Origin of the sequence: Methanococcoides sp. AM1, from assembly GCF_900774055.1 — an archaeon.
Classification (GTDB): Archaea; Halobacteriota; Methanosarcinia; order Methanosarcinales; family Methanosarcinaceae; genus Methanococcoides.
Window position 1 is genome coordinate 342087 of the sequence record NZ_CAAGSW010000004.1, and the last position, 21306, is coordinate 363392.

Sequence of the window (21306 nt, forward strand, 5' to 3'; positions counted from 1 at the left end):
GAATAGCATATAATACATTATCCCACATTATTTCAACAGGAACAGATTATCGGGAACGAATATATGAGAATATTAGTGTGACACAAAAGTTTTTATTATATAAAGATTTTTCAACATCTGACATACCTATTATAATTTCACTGGTAACGGCAAAACATTCCATATATTTATAAATCGATAATACCGGAGTTTTCGATGCATCTTATCATAGCAGAAAAACACATTGCAGCCAAGAGGATAGCAAGTATCCTTGCCCCGAAGAAGCCAAAGCAGGTACGTGTCAGCGGAATGGATACCTACGAGTTCAATGCTGATGACAGGACCGTTGTTATGGGGCTTAGTGGACACATCGTCCAGCTGGACTTCCCTAAAGCATACAACAACTGGCAAAAAGTAGAGTCAAGAGAGCTTATCGATGCTGAGGTTATCACCACGCCCACACATGTAAAAATCGTGAGTGCCCTTAAAAAGCTGGGAAAGGAAGCGACACACGTCACCATTGCTACTGACTACGACAGGGAAGGAGAACTTATTGGTGTCGAAGCGCTTGAGATCATAAAGAAGATTAATCCTGAAGTCGACTTTGACCGTGTGTTCTACAGTGCGATCACAAAGAAAGAGATCGATGATGCTTTTGCAAACCCTGCAGCCATTGACTTCAATCTTGCTGATGCAGGCCATTCCAGACAGGTCATCGACCTCGTATGGGGTGCATCGCTCACGAGATACCTTTCCATTTCAGCAGGCAGGTTAGGTAAGCTTTTCCTATCTGTAGGACGAGTACAATCACCAACCCTTGCGCTGATAGTCGACAAGGAGAAAGAAAGACAGGCTTTCATCCCACAGCCATACTGGGAAATTTTTGCCACACTCAGAGATGATAAAGGTGAACTCTTCAATATCCAGCACAAGACCCTGAAGTTCTGGGACAAAGCAGAAGCAGAACGGGTAATGGACATCATAGGTGACAATGCAACCGTTACCTCTGTCGTCAGGTCAAAGAAGATAGACAAGCCACCTACCCCGTTCAATACCACTGAATTCATAGGTGCTGCAAGTTCCATCGGTTATAGTGCTGCCAATGCCATGAGGATCGCAGAATCACTCTATACAAGCGGTTTCATTTCATATCCAAGGACTGACAACACAGTCTATCCGGCATCCATCGACCTGAGAGAACAGATCGAGGTCTTCAGGAAAGGCACTTTCAAGGAATATGCCGAAAAGCTGCTCGCCAAGGAAAAACTTGTTCCGACACGTGGTAAGAAAGAGACCACTGATCACCCTCCTATCTATCCCGCATCGCTTGCAAAGAAAAGCGAGCTCAATGACCAGGAATGGAAGCTTTACGAACTGGTGGTCAGGAGATTCTTTGCGACCTTTGCTGAAGAGGCTGAATGGGAGACCCTAAAGGTAAAGTTCGACATTGAAAGCGAGGAATTCAAAGCGAACGGTGCCAGATTGCTTCACGCAGGATGGAGATGGTACTACCCATATAATGCACCACAGGACAGGCTGCTACCTGCTCTTGAAGAGGGTGATGTGCTCACTATAAAGAGCAAAGAGATGACATCCAAGGAGACACAGCCACCCGGAAGATATGGACAGGGTAGGCTCATCAAGATCATGGAAGAACTTGGACTTGGCACAAAAGCAACACGCCACGAGATTATCAGCAAGCTCTATTCAAGAGCATACGTACACGGAAATCCGCTCCAGCCTACAAAAACATCCTTTGCAGTAGTAGAGGCCCTTGAGGAATATGCTCCTACGATCACAAGGCATGACATGACAAGCAAGCTGGAAGAGGATATGGACCGTATTGCAGAAGGCAATGTCAATGAGGAAGATGTCCTGAGCGAATCAAGGAAGATGCTCGATAATGTATTTGTCGAACTTGAAGTAAATAAGGAAAAGATATCAGAATCCTTACGTGCCGGTCTTCGCGAAGATAAGGTCATCGGCATCTGTAAAGAGTGTGGATCAAAGCTTATAGTCAGGCGCTCAAAAAGAGGTTCGAGGTTCATCGGTTGTGACGGTTATCCTGACTGCAATTTCTCCCTCCCACTTCCAAAGAGTGGACAGGTTATTGTTACTGATAAAACATGTGAGGAACACGGCATCAACCACATTAAGATAATAAATGCCGGAAAACGACCGTGGGACCTTGGCTGCCCGCAATGCAATTTCATCGAATGGAAGAAAACACAGGAAGAAGAGAAAAAGAAGCTTCCTGAAGTTCCAAGACCTGAGAAGATACTGGATGTACCCGGTATCGGAAAGGTTACAGCTGAAAAGCTCAAGGATGCAGGCGTTTCAACTGTAGATGAGCTTGGTGAAGTAAACGCAATAGAACTTTCGAAAAGCACCAGCATACCTGTCGGAAAGATCATGAAGTGGCAGGAAGCTGTTGCATAAATAAACAAAGAAGGGATACAAATGAAACTGGGATTCAAAGGCGGTTGTAAGGAAGTTGGACGTTCTGCACTCTTGATCAACGACGAGATACTGGTCGACTATGGCATCAAACCGGGAGAGGAACCACTCTATCCTGTGAGCGAAGTTCATCCTAAAGCTGTCTTTGTATCACACGGCCATCTTGACCACTGTGGAGCTGTTGCAAACCTCATGGACATGAAACCCGATGTTTTCATGACACCACCAACAGCAGATCTTGCACATATACTCGCAAAGGACACACTTGCAATAGCAGAAAGAGAAGGAAGATCCGTACCCTATAGTGGCTGGGAACTCCAGCAATTGACAATGAAAACCCAGAAGGTGGACACAGGCATAGAATTCCATGCTCACGGATACACTGCACAGTTCTATAATGCAGGTCACATACCCGGCTCGTCCGCGATCTATCTTGAAAAGGATGGAAAAAGCATTGTTTACACCGGTGATTTCAACACCCGCGACACAAGACTTGTGCCTGTCGCAGATGAACTTCCAAAAGCAGATGCCCTTATAACAGAAAGCACATATTTCAATGAAGATCATCCTTCCAGAAAGGAAACAGAAAGGGAATTTATCGATTCATTAAAGGACACGCTGGACATGGGCGGCAATGTCCTGATCCCTGCTTTTGCTATAGGAAGAACACAGGAAATACTTATGTTCCTCAGTGACCATGGCATCCCCTGCTATGTGGATGGAATGGGAGTCGGTATCTACAAGCTTCTGATGAACCATCCTGATTACCTGAAGAATCCGGCACACCTGAAACATGCTTTTGATAATGCAACATTTGTCAAAGGCAGAAAAAGATCAAAAGTTCCACTTCATGGATCTGTCATCGTGACAACTGCTGGTATGCTAAACGGCGGACCTGTCCTTTACTATATCAACCAGCTCTACAAAGACGCAAAGTCCAAGATCATGCTTACAGGCTATCAGGTAGAAGGCACCAATGGAAGAATGATGCTCGACACCGGCATTATCGATAACGATGGAGTTATCCAGCAGGTCCGCATGAAGGTGGAGCAGTATGATTTCTCAGCCCACTGCGGCGATAGTGAGCTAAAACAGCTTGTGAAAGATTTCTGTGACAAAGGCGGAGAGAAGGTTTTCCCAATGCATGGAGAGAACGCAGAAGATTTCGCCACATGGGTCAATGAAGAGATCGGTGCAGAAGGATATGCTCCTGCCAACGGTGAAGACGTTACGATCTAAATGCCATAAAGACTTCACAGGCTTTTCATAAGAATACATTAAAGAATTGCAGATATAATGTCTGCAATTCCACTTTTTTAGATTATCCTGATCATTCTCATTTTAAGATCAAACTAACATAACTTTGGCATCACTTAGCGTTGCTTTAATACATCACGTAGTGATCCTGTTGTAAAGCATAGGAAGCCTTTCCGGAAGTGTAGCTGCATTATCGATTATAGTGTACCCTACATCCGAGAAGATGGAATCCAGATACTCACCTGCTTCACTGTCAACAGTAATACAGAAAAAGTGCATACCAAGTGCATTGCCTTCCTGTATTGCAACTCTTGTGTCCTCAATAGCCAGTTGACCTTCGTATTTACCATCAGCAAAACCAAGATCATAAGGATCACCATCTGAAAGCAGGACAAGAAGCTTGACCTTTGCATCGATTTCTTTAAGCTTTGAAATGGAATGCCTGATAACAGCACCCAACCTTGTGTTCATTGCAGGTTCAAGAGCACTTATCTTGCATTCAGCTTCCTCGGAGAAATTCTCGTTGAACTCTTTGATCGTATAGAATTCAACATCAGACCTTGTATTACCGGAAAAAGCTGCTATTGCATACTTATCTCCTATGCCCTCAAGTGCCTGGGTCATTATTATAAGTGAATCTTTTTCCACATCAAGTATCCGACGACCATTTCCCAGTTTCTTCCTCGTTGATGCACTCATGTCCAGAAGGAAAAGGGTGGCAACATCCCTCTCACGCTTATCCCTTCTAATGTATAACCGGTCTGTTGGATTGATACCGCACTTCCTGTCAGTAAAGGCCTCGATCAAAGCATCAAGATCAAAATCATCCCCATCCAGTTGCCTGCGTAATTTACGGAAGGATTCCGGTTTCATCATCTTAAAGATACGATTGATCAGAGTGATCTCACGTGCATAATGCTCTCTGGCCCCAAGGTAGAATTCATTGTCATTTCCTGAAGGGGATACTTCATAGACAGTGCACCAGTCGTTCTTGTAGTCCTGCATGTGAGAATCCCATTCATCATAACTGTAACTTCCAAGCACTTCCCAGTTCTTCGATCTTGCATATTCCGGCCCTTTGCCCGGCCTGTCCTCTATGAATTCTTCATCGTCCGGAAGGATCGTCTGTGGAATAAAAGATTCCATTATCTGCTCCGTAAATTCTTCACTACGAGCTTGAGTGAGAGAGGATGAACCAACACCCATTCCACGATAGTCAAAATTCCTTATAGGAACATATTCCAGTAATTCCAGGGGACCAAAACTATCAGTAAGCATTTCATAGATATCGATAGCTGCTTCAAGGGAATCAAGTGTGGATGAATCAGGCTTGAAAACATTATTCACAAGCATTTCATGAGAAATATCAATAATTTCCTTGAGATCATCTTCAATTTCAAACGATGGTTCGATACTTACAGAGTAAAGTAAAAGAGCTTCTATGAACTTCCCAATACCGAATGCATCCGGAGTTCTGTTCTGTGACATCTGCATCCTTACTTTTTCAAACTCCCGGCGCAATCCCCTGTAAAGGGATGTTGTCATGTACTCCACTCTTGCATCTTCTATAATTCCCATTATGTCGGCAGCAATGAATGGAGCTGGAAGTTTTCCGATAACGGATGCAACTACGGCGGACGTAACAACATGATCAACTCCCACATCCCCAGGAAGATCAAAGATGTCCATACCGACCTTATCGAGCAGTGGCAAAATATCCTTCAGCTCAAAGACCGAAGTTCCAAACTGGATGTGTCCTACTTCATGCATTACAGCCAACTTATAGATAGTGAAGTTCTCCTCGAAATCCCCATACCCTTTTACCGTAGGCTCCAGATAGATCGTCCTGCCAGAGACTATCGGATTAGGGTACTTGCTGAACTCTCCTGACAGGAAACTCTTTGAACGTATTGTGAAATTTATACCTGAGATCCCCACTGAATAATACTTAAGGATCCTTGACACACGTTTAAGTGCCACACCACTCATCAGTTTTTCAGCAAATTCCGTTGCACCCTTTGACTTAAGCGAGAAATAAGACCTGCCACTACCACGATCCCCTTCAAAAATGGAAATGCCCTTTTTTGCCCACTCATCGAGCTCTGTAACATCAAGGTCCTTTAACAATGCCGGGGAATTCCTGAAAAAGCTGAATGCCATTTCGCTGTCAATCTCAAAGACTTCAAAACCTATATGCACCCATCTTTCGATCTCCTTCGGATGTATATTGAGCATGACATCCGACAGGATGGAGAAATAGATGCCTGCAAGCATTCCATTATTTTCTGCCAGAAGGTTTGCATTACTGAATATTGTCGAATAGTATTTCCGATCCGTGCTCTTCAATACAGAAAGAGAACTGTGGAAATAGTTCGAGCCATAAAATGTCGAACTCTGTGAAATCCTCTCCCCAATAGAGACCCACTTATCGAACTCCTTTTCTTTCAGATGAATTAAAATCACAGGTGCATTCTCAAAAAAGCTCCCAACACATCTCCAGCAAATGTTAGCTAATTGTGCACCAATATCGATCAGAAGTCTTGTTTCTTCCCTGTCAGCCCGCAGAAGATCGTTTCCCAATCCCCTGAAAACTGCTTCATAGAAGGTCTTCGCAGCCTCTGGTTCGTCATGTGAAAAGAGCTCTTTGCCAATATCCACATATTCTCCAAGATCGTCAATGTTGATCCTGCCAATGAACTTTGGAGTGATCTTCAGGAATAAAGTGCCAACATCACTGTTCTCAAAGGCAAGTTCTTCCCCGAGATGAGACCATTTCCCAAAATCACTTCTGCTGAGTGTGGCTAATGCAAGAGGTGCACTGGTAAAGAATGTAAGGAACAGCTGAAGATCAATATTCCTGAATTCCTTTGAGGAGAGCAAAAGCAATTTTCTCTGGTGTTCCGGAAGAGCAGGAAGGACAATCACAGTCTGCTCAATAAGCTCAATAGCAGTTCTCCATTTGTTGCCGGCAATCTCCCGTATCATCGGATACCAGATGGCTAAAAGTTCCGGTTCCATCAAAAGTCCAAGCTCTTCGATCTTTCCCAGAAATGCATTTCCGACACTGGAATTCAAAGAATTAAGTTCTGTGGCCAGTTCGACCAAACTACTGAAAGTGGCAGAACCGAGGTCAATAAATGCGGGAAAAGTTTCAGATAAATAGACATTTTCAAGACCCTTGTCCTTGTTAAGTGAATACATCCAGATAGAGAACCATTCTACAAACCGGGATGGTTGTTTTCTGAAAAGTACAAGCCTTTCCAGAGGTATTTTTTCAAATTCAGCCGATATTTCAGAAATTTCCACATCTGACAGGTCCTCGAGCAGACCTGCTGAATCCAGGATATCAATTACATCATTAAGATGAACGACCTCCCCTTCATCCTGCGACAATTACCTTCACTCCATGATAGCTGATATGATCTCATCCATGCTTTTCTGGAGGTCAGCATCATCGGTTATCGGCTTTACCATAGCAACCCTGCATGCTTCCCCCGGTCCTATCCCGGACCTGATAAGCATGCCTGCATATATGAGAAGACGGGTGCTTACTCCTTCCTCAAGACCATGCTGCTTAAAATTACGTATGCGGTGTCCAATATCCACAAGGGTCCGGGCAGTTTCCTCATCCACTCCACTTTCATGAGCAACTATATCGGTTTCCAGTTCAGCCGGTGGATAGTCAAAGTCGATGGAAACAAATCTCTGCCTTGTGCTCTGCTTCAGATCCTTCAGCACACTCTGATATCCCGGGTTGTAGGAGATGGTCAGCATGAACTCAGGTGGTGCCTGAAGTACAATACCCATTTTCTCGATGGGCATGATACGCCGGTCATCCGTAAGCGGATGAATTACTACTCTCGTATCCATCCTTGCTTCCACGAACTCATCAAGGTAACAGATAGCACCGTTCTTCAAAGCAGCTGTTAAGGGACCATCGTTCCATTCTGTTGATTCTCCTTTTATCAGGAACCTGCCAATAAGATCGTTAGCTGTCAGGTCCTCATGACAGGAGATCGTAATAAGAGGACGCCCCAGTTCGTAGGCCATATATTCGATAAAACGTGTTTTCCCGCACCCGGTTGGTCCCTTAAGGCTGACAGGAAGTTTATTTTCATAAGCAGCCCTGAAGATCTCAACCTCATTTCCAACAGGAACGTAGTATGGTTCTTCTTTGATAACGCATTCTTCAACACGCTGCTGGGAACAAATAATATCGGTCATTGGGATCACTCTCAAACTTTTTGATATAATTTTAGTGTTCAAAGTTGATAATGTTTTGCAGATGAAAGAGGTGGATCGAAAATAAAATAAGACAAACAAATTGGAAAAATATTATTGAATTTTAGATAAAACTTAGATGAAATCTAGATGAATCCTAAATAAAAATAGTAGCGATCAAATAAAATGGTTAAAAGCAAAAAGAAGAAATTAAAAAAGACATTCCTTTTGCTGAATAAGTTCTGCCTAATATCAGATAAACCGAATGGATCGATCAAACAATCGATGAAGCAAACATTGGAAATCCAATTATTTCATCGGTATCCTGATAAACGCCTGTCCTGAACTTGAATAGAACCCATTACATTCTTCTTCGTACATAATCTGGCTAGACTCTTCTTCCTGTTGTCCTGATTCTGCATCTCTCAAATCGTTCCCCTCTTGTATCAGACTTAATTGCCTGCAATTATGGGATGTAATAACATCCTCATAATGAGTATGAGGTTGACTTATATAAATAGATTTTGTTTAACCTATGGAAAAAACAGTATCTAAAAGAAACATAGAAAACAAATTAGTTGTGATGAATTTTAGGATCCCAAATAAAAATCTAAAATGTAATGAGATATCAACAAATATTCAGTTCATCCATATCATCAACAGTGTTGATGTTAATAAATGTCCTTAACTCCGGATCGATCTCACGGATACGCTCCATTTCAACACCCACAACATCATCCAGTTCAAAGACCGGCGCAAGTATGAACCTCTTTCCTGAGCTTATTGACCTCTCGATCAAAGGCAACATCGGATCAACACGATAGACACCGCACAATGGCTCCATGGAACCATCCGGACGCAAGGGTACTGCTGCATCATGTCCTTCTGCACAACGGAACATGAGCTCAACAACTTTCGGATCAATAAAAGGCATATCACATGCGGTCACAAAGAGATATTCACCCTTTGCCGCTTTGAAACCTTCAAGGATCCCTGCCAGGGGGCCTATTTCAGAATAGCTATCAAGAACCATTCTTTTTCCACAGGCATAAGTCTCGAACTCTTTTTTCTGCTCTTCATCCCTTACAGAGACCAGCACTTCATCAACTATATCGTCAAGTATATTGATCGTTCTTTCCAGTACGGAATTCCCATCACAGTTCATCAGGGCCTTTTCCACATTTCCAAGACGCCTCCCGCGCCCGCCTGCAAGGATCAATGCTGATAATGTCATGTGAATTTTAATTGAGAATGATAATACAAATAGATGTGTATAGCTTTACACAGAAATTATTAAGTCTGGAAATAACATAAATATGTTCATGAAACTTAATCCTGAATCCGAAGCTATTGAGATACTTGCAAAGACAATACTTGTTGCAGCAAGAACAGCGCCTAAAGCAAAAGGAAAAGACGATATTGTAACAGCATTACTGGAAACAAAAGATATCGAGATCCTTACCTCAGCTATGGAAAAAATGGCAGACAGGAAAGGGGAAGGATTTGCATTCTTCAAACGTGATGCACAGAATGTACGCAATGCAGATGCAGTATTACTTATCGGTTTCAAGACCGAAAGTGTCGTTGGTCTCAACTGTGGAGCCTGTGGTTTTGAAAGCTGCAAGGATATGCTCCAGCACTCAAAAGTAGATATTGATTTTACAGGTCCGCACTGTTCGTTCAAGTACATCGACATGGGTATTGCACTTGGAAGCGCTGCTGCAAAGGCAAAGGACCTCTGTGTTGACAACAGGGTAATGTACTCAGTGGGTGCCGGAGCATTGTCAGCCGGACTTCTGGATGCTGATATCGCATGTGGAATTCCTCTCAGCATTAAGGGCAAAAACCTGTTCTTTGACAGGAAATAAGGGATATTGAGACTTATAATTAGAGATGGGGTAGAGGGAGAAGGCATACAGTTCAAACAAGGCCCCTGCGCCTCTCACTTCTGTACTCATCCACAAGATGCTTCAATTTCTTTTCTTTATCTTCCTGACGCTTTATCTCAGCTTCCTTTTCCCACTCATCCAGAGCCTCCTGAAGAAGAGCAGGGTCCACTACTGCAAGATCGTCAACTCTTTGCATCCTAACATTTTTAAGCAAAGGCAGATTTGCCCTGAAGAAAACATCTTCTGCAGCATAGGTCATATCCGAGGAAGTTATCACAGCACGAACACCCAATTCAACGACCATTGAAGCTGTCACTGTACTGCCACCACTTGCATCCTGAAGGAAAATGACATCACCTTTCTTGATGCCAAGACGATCCTTTATTTCTAAAATTGCCTCACGTGTAAAAGAAGGAAGTATTTTTACAGGGATCCCCTCACCCTTTATCTCCATCTTTCTTATCTGCTTCAGTTTCTTAATGTTGGAATAGGCCTTTTTTAACGACTTTTTAGACCTGCGCAGGTCCTTCTTCAGAGATGAGATCTTATGTTCACGTATCTCTATCTCCTTGTCCTTGCGGATCTGAAGATGGTTGGCTTTCCTCATATTCTCCAGCTTAAGTTCAAGTTTTGAGATACGCTTATCCTTTGACTTCAACTCCTTCTTGAGTTCCTGGAGATAATCTCTGAGATTGCTGATCTGAGTATCCTTTAACTTAAGTTTCTCTGAAATTTTCCTGTACCTTTCTTCAGTATCCTCATCAGGAGTTTCCAGAACCTTCACGGGCTTCTTTTCAGGAATCGGCACGCCGGAAACTTTCTCAATGGCTTCACCTATGGAAGCACCCTGGATCACATACAATTTGATCTTATCCATATCCAGATGAGAAGGCGCTTTCTTCTCAACACGCGAAAACATGTTCTTGTAATTCCGGTAAGCATAAAGAGCTGCAGCAAGAGAGTCACGTTCATGATCATTGGAATATCCAAAAGGCCTTCCAAGTGCTATCTTCTCCTCAGAGGAGATCTCAGCTGAAGGCATGTTTATCACAGCATTGAAGCTGCGCCTGATACGCTCCACAGAACCCGGTGTTGGCGTGACATCCGTAGCAATGACCGCAGGTTTCCCATACTCAGCAATAAGTTTGACAACTTCATCATGGGAAATACCACGAATACTTTTCAGAAGCAGAAGATCAGCATCGAAGGAGAGTATAGCTATTCCCACTGTGGTGCCAGGGTCTACCCCCACGATCGTAGGCCGCCTTTTGAGCTTATTTAAAGGAGTGTACTTGATCTTATCTCGCACCACGTTACTTACACGGATCTGGGCATCCGCAGTGGAACCGGAACCAACGGGCACCTGATTCCTCTTTGCATATACTGTGAACTCAGCACGCACATAACCTCCGAACCCGCTGGAGATCCTGCTTGTGTACGTATAGCCGTGTTCCTTTGAAGCTTTCTTCAATATCGCCTCAACCTCACGGCTCCTTTCCCTCACAGCTCCGTGAACCTTACGACGATACCTGTTCTGGCTCCATCCACCACGCCCAAGGGAGCGGGCACGACTAACCTTGATCTTCGTGATGTCTTCAAAAAGGGATACTTCAGAGCCAACTCCCATGCTTGCAAGCCGTGCACATGCTTCTGCCTCCTCGTTGGGATCGAACTGGTTGAAGGACAGTCCATTTTCCTTTGCAAGATGTAAAAGGGATTTCTTGTGCAGACCGCCTGTAACCTGCACAAGCCTAACACCTTCAGGAAGTTTCTCAAGAAAACGCACAAGCTCCTTCTTGCCAGAAGCCAGTTCAAAAATGTTGTCCACTGCGATATACTCAGGATGCTCTTCGCGAACCAACTTCAATATACGCGGAAGGCGCACCATTTTATAATGGGTTACCTCCCCCTCTTTCAGCACAGCAACTGCATATCTTGGCAATTCCCGAGCCCTGGAAGAGCCTTTTGCAATGTCTATGCCGAATATTACCCCGGCTTTATAATCTGGATTTTGCATAATGTACCATCATTGCATAAAATTTGATTATGTTTCCCCATGTAATATATGTCAAAGAGAAATATATACCCAGTTGGTGTCATTTTAAAAGGGAATAGGTAGAGTAAAGTGACTATTAAATAATGAAAAAACAGATCGATAGTCTATTAAAAATTGGAGACTAACTGCATGAATCAAGTTATTAACTTGATGAAAATTTAAAAGCTATTTTGAACGAACAGTATCTTATAGAGATCATCAACTAATCCACTCGAAGTAATCCCCACCATTCAATTTTATCAGTCACAGGGAATTCGAGCTTAATGCCCACATTTTCCAATGTTCCAACTACGTCTATGCCCATGCCTTCCATAGAAGGTCTTGCATTGAAAAGGGGGGCTACATTCCTCGCCGGTTCCTACACATTTATCACAATAAGTACAGTCTCCTGCTGAAAAACCTGTAGCAAAACGATATCCACGACTTAATGATTCTCTTTCAAGGGTTAGCAGGATATCGGAGAGGCGTCTTGCTTTTACATTAAGCTCATGCTCTATAGATGACGATTCCTGAAGGGACTGAGGCTTGGGTGGGTTCTTATGCTCAACTACAAGCACCATACCGACCTTATATCTGGAGATAATTTTCTGAACTTCGTCTACAGGTGGGAGATTTGGTGGACATACGAGATCACCATAGTGGTTGCATCTTGGAACCATGCACTTTAACCGGACACGTTCATCAACAACAATATCAGAGCCTTATAATGAGTAAAACTTTTGATGCACCATGTTGGAGTGCAAGGTTTACAAGTTTCTCTAATTGACTTTTTTCGCTTAAATTTTCCATTTTGCCCTCTCCTATAACTTAACGGTGATTTTAATTCAAGATCAAACATCTCAGGTTGTTATACGATTATAGAGAATGGGAAGCCTTTCTGGAAGGCGTGCAGCATTTGGTATTATTGTCATTGTGATTGGCGGAATCACCATATTCGTAGGTGGCGCTCTTGCAGATCTCGCTGCAGGCAATGTTAGCTGGATAGATTATATTGGTGGGATGATGTGCGCCTGCGGTTGGGGAATTGAAGGTGCAATTGCCGGAAAATGTCTTGATATTGCGGAGCCTGATGTGGGCATTACAATTCGTTTCATTGGTGAGAACATCATCTGGTGGATCATCATCGTACCTATTATTGCACTGGCTGGCATCCCAATATTTGAATATGCAATTGCAGTACTCAACCCACTGTCTATACTCATTCTATCATTTGCAGGAATTACATTTGGATATTGTTATGTTTCCTGGTACAAGTCCTTCCCATTAATTGGTGTGGGTCATGGACAGGGAATTGCTAACCTATACGGCCTCTGTGCACTTATCTTCCTTTACTTTTTCCTTGCACAGGTCCCAGCATAGACCGTACTTGTCGGTGGTGCACTTTGTGTCCTGGATAGCTTTGTAACGATCTCTGAAGAAACAGGTGATATAGAATCACTGAGAGGTGAGGGATATAGCTAGAGAACGTCCAATAAAATTCAGGTTGCTTGAAGTATTCTCTGATGAGAAGGAGCACTGGAACAACGAGATCGTCACACAGATGCAGAAAGAATATGATATGAACAGCAATTTCGGGAGGGATTCGATAAATTTCGATATCCTTGAGTTAGCTTCAGGCGGTATGCTCAGATCCGTAGAATCAAATATCGATGAAGAATAGTGTACAAGAAAGATTTCCTTTTGCACAAGTATATCATCACTGATTTCGGAAAGGTCCGTGCATCCGATGCTTCTGGGTACGTTAACTTTGATCAGTTTCTCTCTTACCTGTTCGTATTCATTGTTTATTCCATTGTTCATTGTAGTAACCTTCGAAATTTGGGTACCATAATATACGGAAATTTCATAGTGTTTGATTGCAGATTAAAGGATCATTTTGGTTAGGCAAATTTACAGATACTTTTAAAGAATTTTCTGACTTGTACTAGCGATTGATAGCATCTTCTATAAAGTATGTCTCATGATCACGACCTCGAACACAAAAAGTAACATTTTCATTAATTACATAGAATTTTTTCGACACAATGCCCAAATTTTCAACGAGAGAGCCACAACATGGACAACAAAAAGTGCCTCGATAAGACCTTATATGCAAAGTAATAAATGGAAGGGAACCAAACAAATTCGAAGCAAACGTACAATCAAAATTAGAATATTCCTCACGTGCATTATTTAAAATGTTATTTATTTCGTCTTGCAGTCTTTCTCCAATATTCTTAATAGTTTCGTCTGTAAAAAACCATAAATCATATTTCCCCATTATTTTTAAAGCAGCAATGTTTTAAAAATAATGTTTCTCTTTAACATTGTGTGGGTTATTTCACCTTCCTAAAGACAATTATTCGGAATTCTATATAATCTCTCTGCACAATCCTCCAATTGTGATGGAGTATTTTCACCCGTAGGATTGTGATTTGCATTAGTTCTTTGATTCCATAACCTTTGAAAAGTAGATGTGAATAAATTAAGTTAACTGCTCAATATTGAGGAGAAACTGTTTTTATTTTGAGTTCTTTAGTTAGCAAATTGATAAAACCTGTTCTGTAGAATTTTTCTAAACCATCAGAAGTACGTTTTAATATCTGATTCAATTGCTACACGTTCAGATGTAATCTTCTGCTCAGCAGGAAGCCTTATGTGAACCTTAGTTCCCAATTATTCCTGACTTTCAATCCAAACATCGCCATTATGCATACCAACAAAATGCTTCACAAGAGCGAGACCGACCCCATTTCCACCATAGTTGCGTGATGATGAACCATCGATCTGATAGAATGGATCGAATAGTTTTTCTACCTCTTCTTCAGGGACACCTATTCCTGTATCTTTAACCGAGATATTTATCTCATTATCAATGTTCCGTGCTTTGATAAGAATAGAACCGCCATTACTGTTAAACTTGATCGCATTGCTGACCAGATTGTTTATTATCTGATTAATTTTGTTTTTGTCAGCATCCATCAAGATCGTTTCGTCAGTATCGATATCTATGGATATGTTCTTCTGCGTTGCAAGTGGAATAGCATTTCTCCTGATCTCTTTGAGAATGTCGGATAGCAGGAAATTCTCACAATTTAGCTCAGTTGCCCTTGCTTCTATAGCTGAGAGATCAAGTATATTATTTATAATTTTCAAAAGATTCTGTCCACTTTTATGGATATTTTCTGTATATATCCTTTGCTTTTCATTAAGCTCTCCGTAAGCCTCATTGTATAACACATCCGAAAAACAAATTATAGAATTAAGTGGAGTTCTTAGTTCATGAGTCATATTTGTCAGGAACTCACTCTTGAAGCGATTTGCAAGTTCAGAGGTTATTTTTGCATTCAGCAAATTATTTTCTAAACTTTTACGTTCTGTGATATCCTGTCCTGAACAGAGGAAAACCTCGATGTCCCCGTTTTTACTATATAGTACCGAAACATTCCATGCTATCCATCTTTCTTCACCAGCAGAATTCAAAATCGGATATTCATGGTATTCTATTTTCTTGTTACTATTTGAAATTAAATATTCAATTTGTTTTTCAACCTTTTCGCAGAACTCTTCAGGAAGGAAATTCTCGCACCAGTTCTTACCAACAATATCTTCTTCTTCATAACCAAGGACTTCGCAACCTTTTTTATTAATATGAACAACATCACGATTCGTGTTAAGAACTAACATAATAACTTTAGCAACATCAAAATACTTTTGTGCCCGATCCTTTTCAACTATCAGGGCATCATTTATATTTTTAAGTTCTGTTATGTCGACTGTAGTTCCGAAGATCTGCACTGTTCCTTCTGAATTAACATTTGAAATGGCTTTTTCATATACCCACAATTGGTTTCCATCGGGTCTTATGACTCTATATTCATAAGAAATTAAAGCAAATCTTTTCTTGATGGTCTCGTCTATTTTTTGGAATACGTAAGAAAGGTCATCGGGGTGTACATAACTAAAAAATATATCCCAATCACATCCTATTGTTCCTTCATCTACCCCATAAAACTGATCTGCAAAAGGAGATAGATATGTATTAGTGAAACTTCCATCTTCTGCTACATCAGCTTTCCAGAAGAGCGCATCGATTGCTGAAACGATTTCTTTGTATTTCATTTCACTCTCTTTTATTTGTTTTCTGTATTTTTACGTTCTGTAATATCTCTGGCAATGCTGAGTACAGCTGTTTTGCCTTCATCCTCAATGATACGGTTACTTAGTTCTATAGGAACAAGGGAACCGTCCTTGCAAAAAGATACGCTTTCAAATATGGTATGCTTAAATTCCTGCAATTGCTTGATATTATCAGGTATCTTTGAGGCATATTCGGGTGAATCCAGATCCATGATTAACATTTGTATAATTTCCTTTCGGGCGTAACCTGTAAATTCACAAGCAACTTTATTCACTTCCAGAATGTGACCATCCATATCATAAATGATAATTGCATCATTAGAATTATTAAAAGTAGTCCTGAACTTCTTTTCTGATGTTTTCAGCTTATTTTGCATCTCTTTATTCTTGGTTATATCACGCAAGATTGCCATAATGGCGGGCCTGTTTTCATACTCAATGATGGAAGGATTGATTTTAACCCTAATCTGATTGCCATTTTTAGAGATGATATCAAATTCATATCTGGGTGGAATGTTTTTACCAATTTCCAATCGACATTTATGTCTTTCAAGAACAAATTCACGGTGATATTTGCATATAAATCTGAAAATGGTTTCCCAATTCCATCTTCTAGGCTATACCCCGCCATCTCCACCATTTTTGAATTAGCATATTTAACTAAACCATCCTGAACAATAGGAATTCCATCATTAACAGAATTAAATATCGTTTCAAAATCCTTTTCTAATTCTTCCTGCTTGGAAATGTCTATGAAAGATGCCATCATAGCAACTGGCTTCTCAGATTTGTCCCTAATGAAATTAGCAGAAAATTGTGTTATGAGTTTTGAACCATCCCTTTTTTTAATTGTTAGTTCACCAGACCAATATCCTATTTCATGAACCTTTTTCATTATTTCTGTTGCTTCGATTTGATCATTCCAAAAACTGGTTGTATGTCCACGCAAAAATTTTTTTTGTTACCAAACCCAAACATCTTTAAAAAGAAGCATTTATGTAGATGACCTTACCTTCCAGATTTATCAAAGCAATAGCACTAATACTTGATTCAATCACCTGGTTTTTTAGTAATAGTTCCTTTTCAAAAATCGATATACGTTCTTTTAAGTTTCTGATCATGTATTGCACCCATAAACCAAGAATTAAGTCCAACGCTCTTCATTTCATAACTCTACATTTATATCATTCAATCCTGAACCATCATATTTCGCAGAGCATTGGCATCTTTTGCATAATCTACCGACTTGTAAAATATAGAATGAACAACATACTCCAAATATTCATACCTAATAGGCTTCTTCAGATAAGCCTGATGACCTACTGAATCTGCTCTTTTGCGAGTCTCCTTAGAAAAATCTGCAGTAATAAAAACTATAGGAGTGTTATACAACTTACGAATCTTCATAGCAGTCTCAATGCCATCCATCTCACCTTTTAACCAAATATCCATAAGTACAAGATCAGGACGAGTGGTTTCTACCAGAGAAATAGCATCCCCTCCTTTTGAAGCCATACCAGTTACAGAATAACCTTTTGCCTCAAGCATTAATTTGAACATAATGCCGATAATCGATTCATCTTCGACAACAACTATTTTCTTTCTTTTCATTGTAACTACCCCCATATTTTCAAAAAAATAGTATTTGTATGCCTATTCGTAGATATCCTACCAGTTAATCAACCAGAAATAATCCCCACCATTCAATTTTATCAGTTACAGGAAATTCGAGTTTTATCCCCGCATTTTCCAGGGTCCCCACCACGTCTATACCCATACCTTCCATGGATGGCCTTGCACTAAACGGATGCCTGCAGTCCTCTCCTGCCCCTACACATTTGTCGCAATAAGTGCAGTCCCCTGCTGAGAATCCTGTAGCAAAACGATATCCGCTATTTAGTGCTTCCCCTTCAAGGGTTAGCAAGATATCGGAGAGTTGCCTTGCTTTCTTATTAAGCTCATGCTCTACAGAAGATGATTCCTGAAGGGACTGAGGTTTGGGCGGGTTCTTGTGTTCGACTGCAAGAACCATACCTACCTCATATCTGGAAATGATCATCCTGACTTCTTCTACCGGGGGAAGGTTTGGCGGACATACCAGATCACCATAATGGTTGCATCTTGGCACCATGCACTTTAATCGGACACGTTCGTCAACAACAATGTCGGTTGCTTTTATAAGTGAAGCTCTTGTTGCACCATGTTGGAGTGCAAGGTTTACAAGTTTCTCTAATTGACTTTTATCGCTTAAATTTTCCATTTTGCTCTCTCCTATCACTTAACGGTGATTTTAATTCAAGATCAACCATCTCAGGTTGTTATACGATTATAGAGAATGGGAAGCCTTTCTGGAAGACTTGCAGCATTATCAATGATAGTGTATCCCACATCAGAAAATATTGAATCCATATAGTCACTTGCTTCAGTATCAACAGTGATACAGAAGAAATGCATCCCAAGAGTATTGCCTTCCTGAATGGCCATCCTTGTATCTTCAATAGCAATTTTCCCTGCATATTTACCTTCACCAAAACTAAGATCATAAGGTTCGCCATCAGATAGCAATACTAGAAGCTTTATTTTTGCATCAACCTGCTTTAGTTTTGTTATGGAATGCCTTATCGCAGTTCCCAGTCTTGTGTTGTATGCAGGTTCCAAAGCACCGATCTTACATTCCACATCCTCGGAGAATTTTTCATCAAAATCCTTTATGTTGTAGTATTCAACATCAGCTCTCGTATCACCAGAAAAAGCATAGATAGCATATTTGTCGCCTATGCTTTCCAGTGCCTCGATCATTATGACAAGAGCTTCTTTTTCTATATCCAGTATGCTTTTGCCATTATCCAGCTCTTTTTCTGTAGATGCACTTATATCTACAAGGAAAAGAGTAGCAACATCCCTTTCACGTTTGTCCCTTCGTATGTAAAGACGATCAGTTGGATTTATTCCACATTTACGATCCGTGAAAGCTTCCGTGATTGCATCGAAATCGATCTCATCTCCATCCGTTTGTCTTCTTAACTTAGTAAATGATTCAGGTTTCATCATTTTAAAAATGCGGTTTATGAGCGATATTTCAGGATTGTACTGCTCTATAGCATTCTGATAAAAATCATTGGATTCACCTATGGGCAAGACCTCATAAACTTTACACCACTCAGATTTGTAATCTTTAATTCGGGCATCCCATTCATCATAAATGTAATTCCCCAGTACGTCCCAGTTCATCGAAGTTGCGCATCTTGGACCAGATTGCAACTCATCCTGAATCATGGTGTCTTCATCCTGATCCAATAGCTTTTGCGGAATAAAGCGTTCTAGGATCTGTTCTGCAAACTCTTTTTCATTTTTCGGCATAGAAAAAAGTCCAGCTCCCTGCCCTCGGTACTCAAGGTTCCGAATAAAGTCATATTCCCTGGATTTCAGGGAACCCAAATTTTCTTCAAGCATGCTGTAGATCTCAAAAGTAACTTCAAGGGAGTCAAAAGTAGATGATGAAGACTGTAGGATTTTCTTTTCCAGCAAGTTACGGGTTTTTTCAAATGGTACTTTGAGTTCATCATCAATCTCAAATAATGGTTCATGCTCAATTGAGACCAGAAGCAAGGCCTCCATAAATTTTTCAAGTCTGCCTTCAGGATTTTGCCTGTCCAATAGCATTTGTTCCTTTACTTTTTTAAATTCCCTACGCAATCCCTTGTAAAGGTTCACAGTCTTATATTCAATCCGCGCATCCTCCACTATTCCCATTATATCTGTTGTAACGAATGGATTTGGGAACATTCCTATTGCAGCTGAAAAATTAACCATTATCTCATTCTCTTCTACTTGTTTTCCCACATTCTCTGATTTGGATACATCTTTCTCCTTTTCGGCAAGATCTTTCAGGAATGTTGTGTCTGAATCTACTCCTATTTTTTCTAACAACGATAATAAAGATCCAACAGTACATTTTGAAGTCCCGAATTGTGCATGCCCAACTTCATGCATTACACTCAGCTTATAAATATTGAAGTTCTCTTCAAAATCTCCGTACCCTTTCATTGTTGGTTCCAGATATATTACCCTGCCTGAAACTACCGGATGTGCGGACATAACATGTTCTTTCGGCAAAAGGTTATGTGATCGGATCACAAAGTTAATTCCTGAGATCCCAAAAGCGTAATACTTCAGGACTTTAGATACCCTTTTGAGAGCGACACCACTCATCAAATGTTCAACGAACTCTCTTGAACTTCTGGATCTTAATGAGAAATATAATCTGGCATTTGATGGATCTTTTTCAAATACTCGGAGTCCATTCATAGCCCACTCTTCAAGTTCTGTCACATCAAGATCTTCCAGCAACATCCGGGAATTTCGGAAATAACTGATCGCGATTTCCCGGTTTGTTTCAAATACGCGGATTCCTGTGTCCACCCATTTACCAATTTCCCTAGGATGCATATTCAATAAAATTTTCGGAATTTCGCTAAAGTAAATTCCTGCAAGTAAACTCTCTTTTTTAAGCAGCAAACAGGCATTCCTCAAAATTGTCCCGCAATATTTCAAATTTGCATTTTTCAGTGTAACAAAAGAATTACTATAATAATCCGAACCATAAAAAGTACTTTCTTCTGCAATATTTTCACCAATAACCACCCATTTCGCAAAATCTTTTGCTGAGAGTTCTGCGAGAACTTCAGGGGCATTTTCAAAGAAACTTTGGACACATTTCCAGTTTACAATTGCAAGAGAGGCACCAATATCGAGCAAATATGATCTTTCGTATTTGTTTGTTTTCTCAAATGAATTTTCCAATCCACTGAAACTTCCCTTTAAAAATGCATTTGCAATCTGTGGATCGCTTTTCAGCAATTTCTTCCCTTTTTTCACCCATTTCAACAATTCTACCATTTCCAGATTCTTAAGCATCTTGGGAGTCATTTTCAGGAAAAGTATCGCAATCTCTGTATTTTCCCCAGTTAGATCTAATGTTATTGCTTCCCATATCTTGAAATCGGAATCATCGAGAATAGCCATTGCTAAAGGTGCATTATCAAAAAAAGAAAGTGAAGTTTGTAAATCAAGCTCATTGAGTTTTTCCAACGATAATAGAAGTTTTCCACGCTGTTGGAGGGGGATAACTGAAAATATGTTCTTTGTTCGTTTGATCAATTCAATTGCCACTTTTTTATCTTTGCTGGCAATATCCTTGATCACAGATTGCCATAACCGAGAAAGTTTCGGATCCATTAGGGGCATGACTTCCGAGAGGTATCGTTGATAATTTCTTTCAACCATTGGATCCATAGCTTTCAATTTTCCGTTATTTTTGGACAAAGA

Annotated in this window: 15 protein-coding genes and 2 pseudogenes; 5 read left to right on the top strand and 12 right to left on the bottom strand. The window is 40.7% G+C overall.

The window, feature by feature from the left end:
• The first annotated feature begins 195 nt into the window (after positions 1-195).
• Both E7X57_RS08805 and E7X57_RS08810 read left to right on the top strand, forming a co-directional pair.
• Positions 196-2418, top strand: a complete 2223-nt coding sequence (locus E7X57_RS08805) for a DNA topoisomerase I (protein WP_135612589.1) — start codon at positions 196-198, stop codon at positions 2416-2418.
• A gap of 21 nt (positions 2419-2439) precedes the next feature.
• Entirely contained in the window at positions 2440-3675 is a 1236-nt protein-coding gene (locus E7X57_RS08810) for an MBL fold metallo-hydrolase (RefSeq protein WP_135612590.1), read from the top strand.
• A 153-nt stretch (positions 3676-3828) separates the two neighbouring features.
• Here E7X57_RS08810 and E7X57_RS08815 read toward each other — a convergent pair whose 3' ends face one another.
• From E7X57_RS08815 to E7X57_RS08825, 3 genes are all read right to left on the bottom strand, one after another.
• Positions 3829-7086 (bottom strand): nitric oxide reductase activation protein NorD, encoded by a 3258-nt coding sequence (locus E7X57_RS08815; RefSeq protein ID WP_135612591.1) that lies wholly within the window; start codon positions 7084-7086, stop codon positions 3829-3831.
• A 6-nt stretch (positions 7087-7092) separates the two neighbouring features.
• Positions 7093-7917, bottom strand: a complete 825-nt coding sequence (locus tag E7X57_RS08820) for a CbbQ/NirQ/NorQ/GpvN family protein (protein WP_135612592.1) — start codon at positions 7915-7917, stop codon at positions 7093-7095.
• 625 nt (positions 7918-8542) lie between these two features.
• Entirely contained in the window at positions 8543-9148 is a 606-nt protein-coding gene (locus E7X57_RS08825; RefSeq protein ID WP_135612593.1) for a molybdenum cofactor guanylyltransferase, read from the bottom strand.
• Between the two features lie 88 nt (positions 9149-9236).
• Here E7X57_RS08825 and E7X57_RS08830 point away from each other — a divergent pair, with 88 nt between their 5' ends.
• Positions 9237-9782 carry a ferredoxin domain-containing protein gene (locus E7X57_RS08830; protein WP_135612594.1) on the top strand — a complete coding sequence of 182 codons (546 nt, stop codon included), beginning with the start codon at positions 9237-9239 and terminating at the stop codon, positions 9780-9782.
• 52 nt (positions 9783-9834) lie between these two features.
• Here E7X57_RS08830 and E7X57_RS08835 read toward each other — a convergent pair whose 3' ends face one another.
• From E7X57_RS08835 to E7X57_RS08845, 3 genes are all read right to left on the bottom strand, one after another.
• Positions 9835-11820: a DUF460 domain-containing protein gene (locus E7X57_RS08835; protein ID WP_135612595.1), complete on the bottom strand. Its 1986-nt coding sequence runs from the start codon at positions 11818-11820 to the stop codon at positions 9835-9837.
• 241 nt (positions 11821-12061) lie between these two features.
• A complete protein-coding gene (locus tag E7X57_RS12970; RefSeq protein ID WP_135612596.1) occupies positions 12062-12172 on the bottom strand; it encodes a hypothetical protein in 111 nt (36 codons plus the stop codon).
• The gene (locus E7X57_RS08845) at positions 12120-12518 is read right to left on the bottom strand and encodes a DUF2284 domain-containing protein (RefSeq protein WP_135612597.1); all 399 of its coding nucleotides are present in this window, start codon (positions 12516-12518) and stop codon (positions 12120-12122) included. Before E7X57_RS08845 ends, E7X57_RS12970 begins: the two co-directional genes overlap by 53 nt.
• Before the next feature lie 205 nt (positions 12519-12723).
• Between E7X57_RS08845 and E7X57_RS08850 the strand changes: the two genes are divergently transcribed.
• Together E7X57_RS08850 and E7X57_RS08855 are read left to right on the top strand one after the other, a co-directional pair.
• Complete coding sequence (locus E7X57_RS08850; protein ID WP_371413186.1) at positions 12724-13218, top strand: hypothetical protein; 495 nt, start codon at positions 12724-12726, stop codon at positions 13216-13218.
• A 94-nt stretch (positions 13219-13312) separates the two neighbouring features.
• Positions 13313-13590, top strand: a pseudogene (locus E7X57_RS08855) (hypothetical protein); the annotation flags it as partial.
• Positions 13591-14514: 924 nt separating this feature from the next.
• Here the strand turns inward: E7X57_RS08855 and E7X57_RS08860 are convergent.
• From E7X57_RS08860 to E7X57_RS08885, 6 genes and pseudogenes are all read right to left on the bottom strand, one after another.
• Positions 14515-15960, bottom strand: coding sequence for a PAS domain-containing sensor histidine kinase (locus tag E7X57_RS08860; RefSeq protein WP_135612598.1), 1446 nt, complete (start codon positions 15958-15960; stop codon positions 14515-14517).
• 11 nt (positions 15961-15971) lie between these two features.
• On the bottom strand, positions 15972-16391 hold the full coding sequence (locus E7X57_RS08865; protein ID WP_135612599.1) for a PAS domain S-box protein: 420 nt from the start codon (positions 16389-16391) through the stop codon (positions 15972-15974).
• A gap of 9 nt (positions 16392-16400) precedes the next feature.
• Positions 16401-16873: pseudogene (locus tag E7X57_RS08870) on the bottom strand (PAS domain-containing protein); the annotation flags it as partial.
• Positions 16874-17166: 293 nt separating this feature from the next.
• Positions 17167-17589 (bottom strand): response regulator, encoded by a 423-nt coding sequence (locus tag E7X57_RS08875; protein ID WP_135612601.1) that lies wholly within the window; start codon positions 17587-17589, stop codon positions 17167-17169.
• Positions 17590-17653: 64 nt separating this feature from the next.
• On the bottom strand, positions 17654-18238 hold the full coding sequence (locus E7X57_RS08880; RefSeq protein WP_135612602.1) for a DUF2284 domain-containing protein: 585 nt from the start codon (positions 18236-18238) through the stop codon (positions 17654-17656).
• A 50-nt stretch (positions 18239-18288) separates the two neighbouring features.
• Positions 18289-21303: a nitric oxide reductase activation protein NorD gene (locus E7X57_RS08885; RefSeq protein WP_135612603.1), complete on the bottom strand. Its 3015-nt coding sequence runs from the start codon at positions 21301-21303 to the stop codon at positions 18289-18291.
• Positions 21304-21306: the final 3 nt, after the last annotated feature.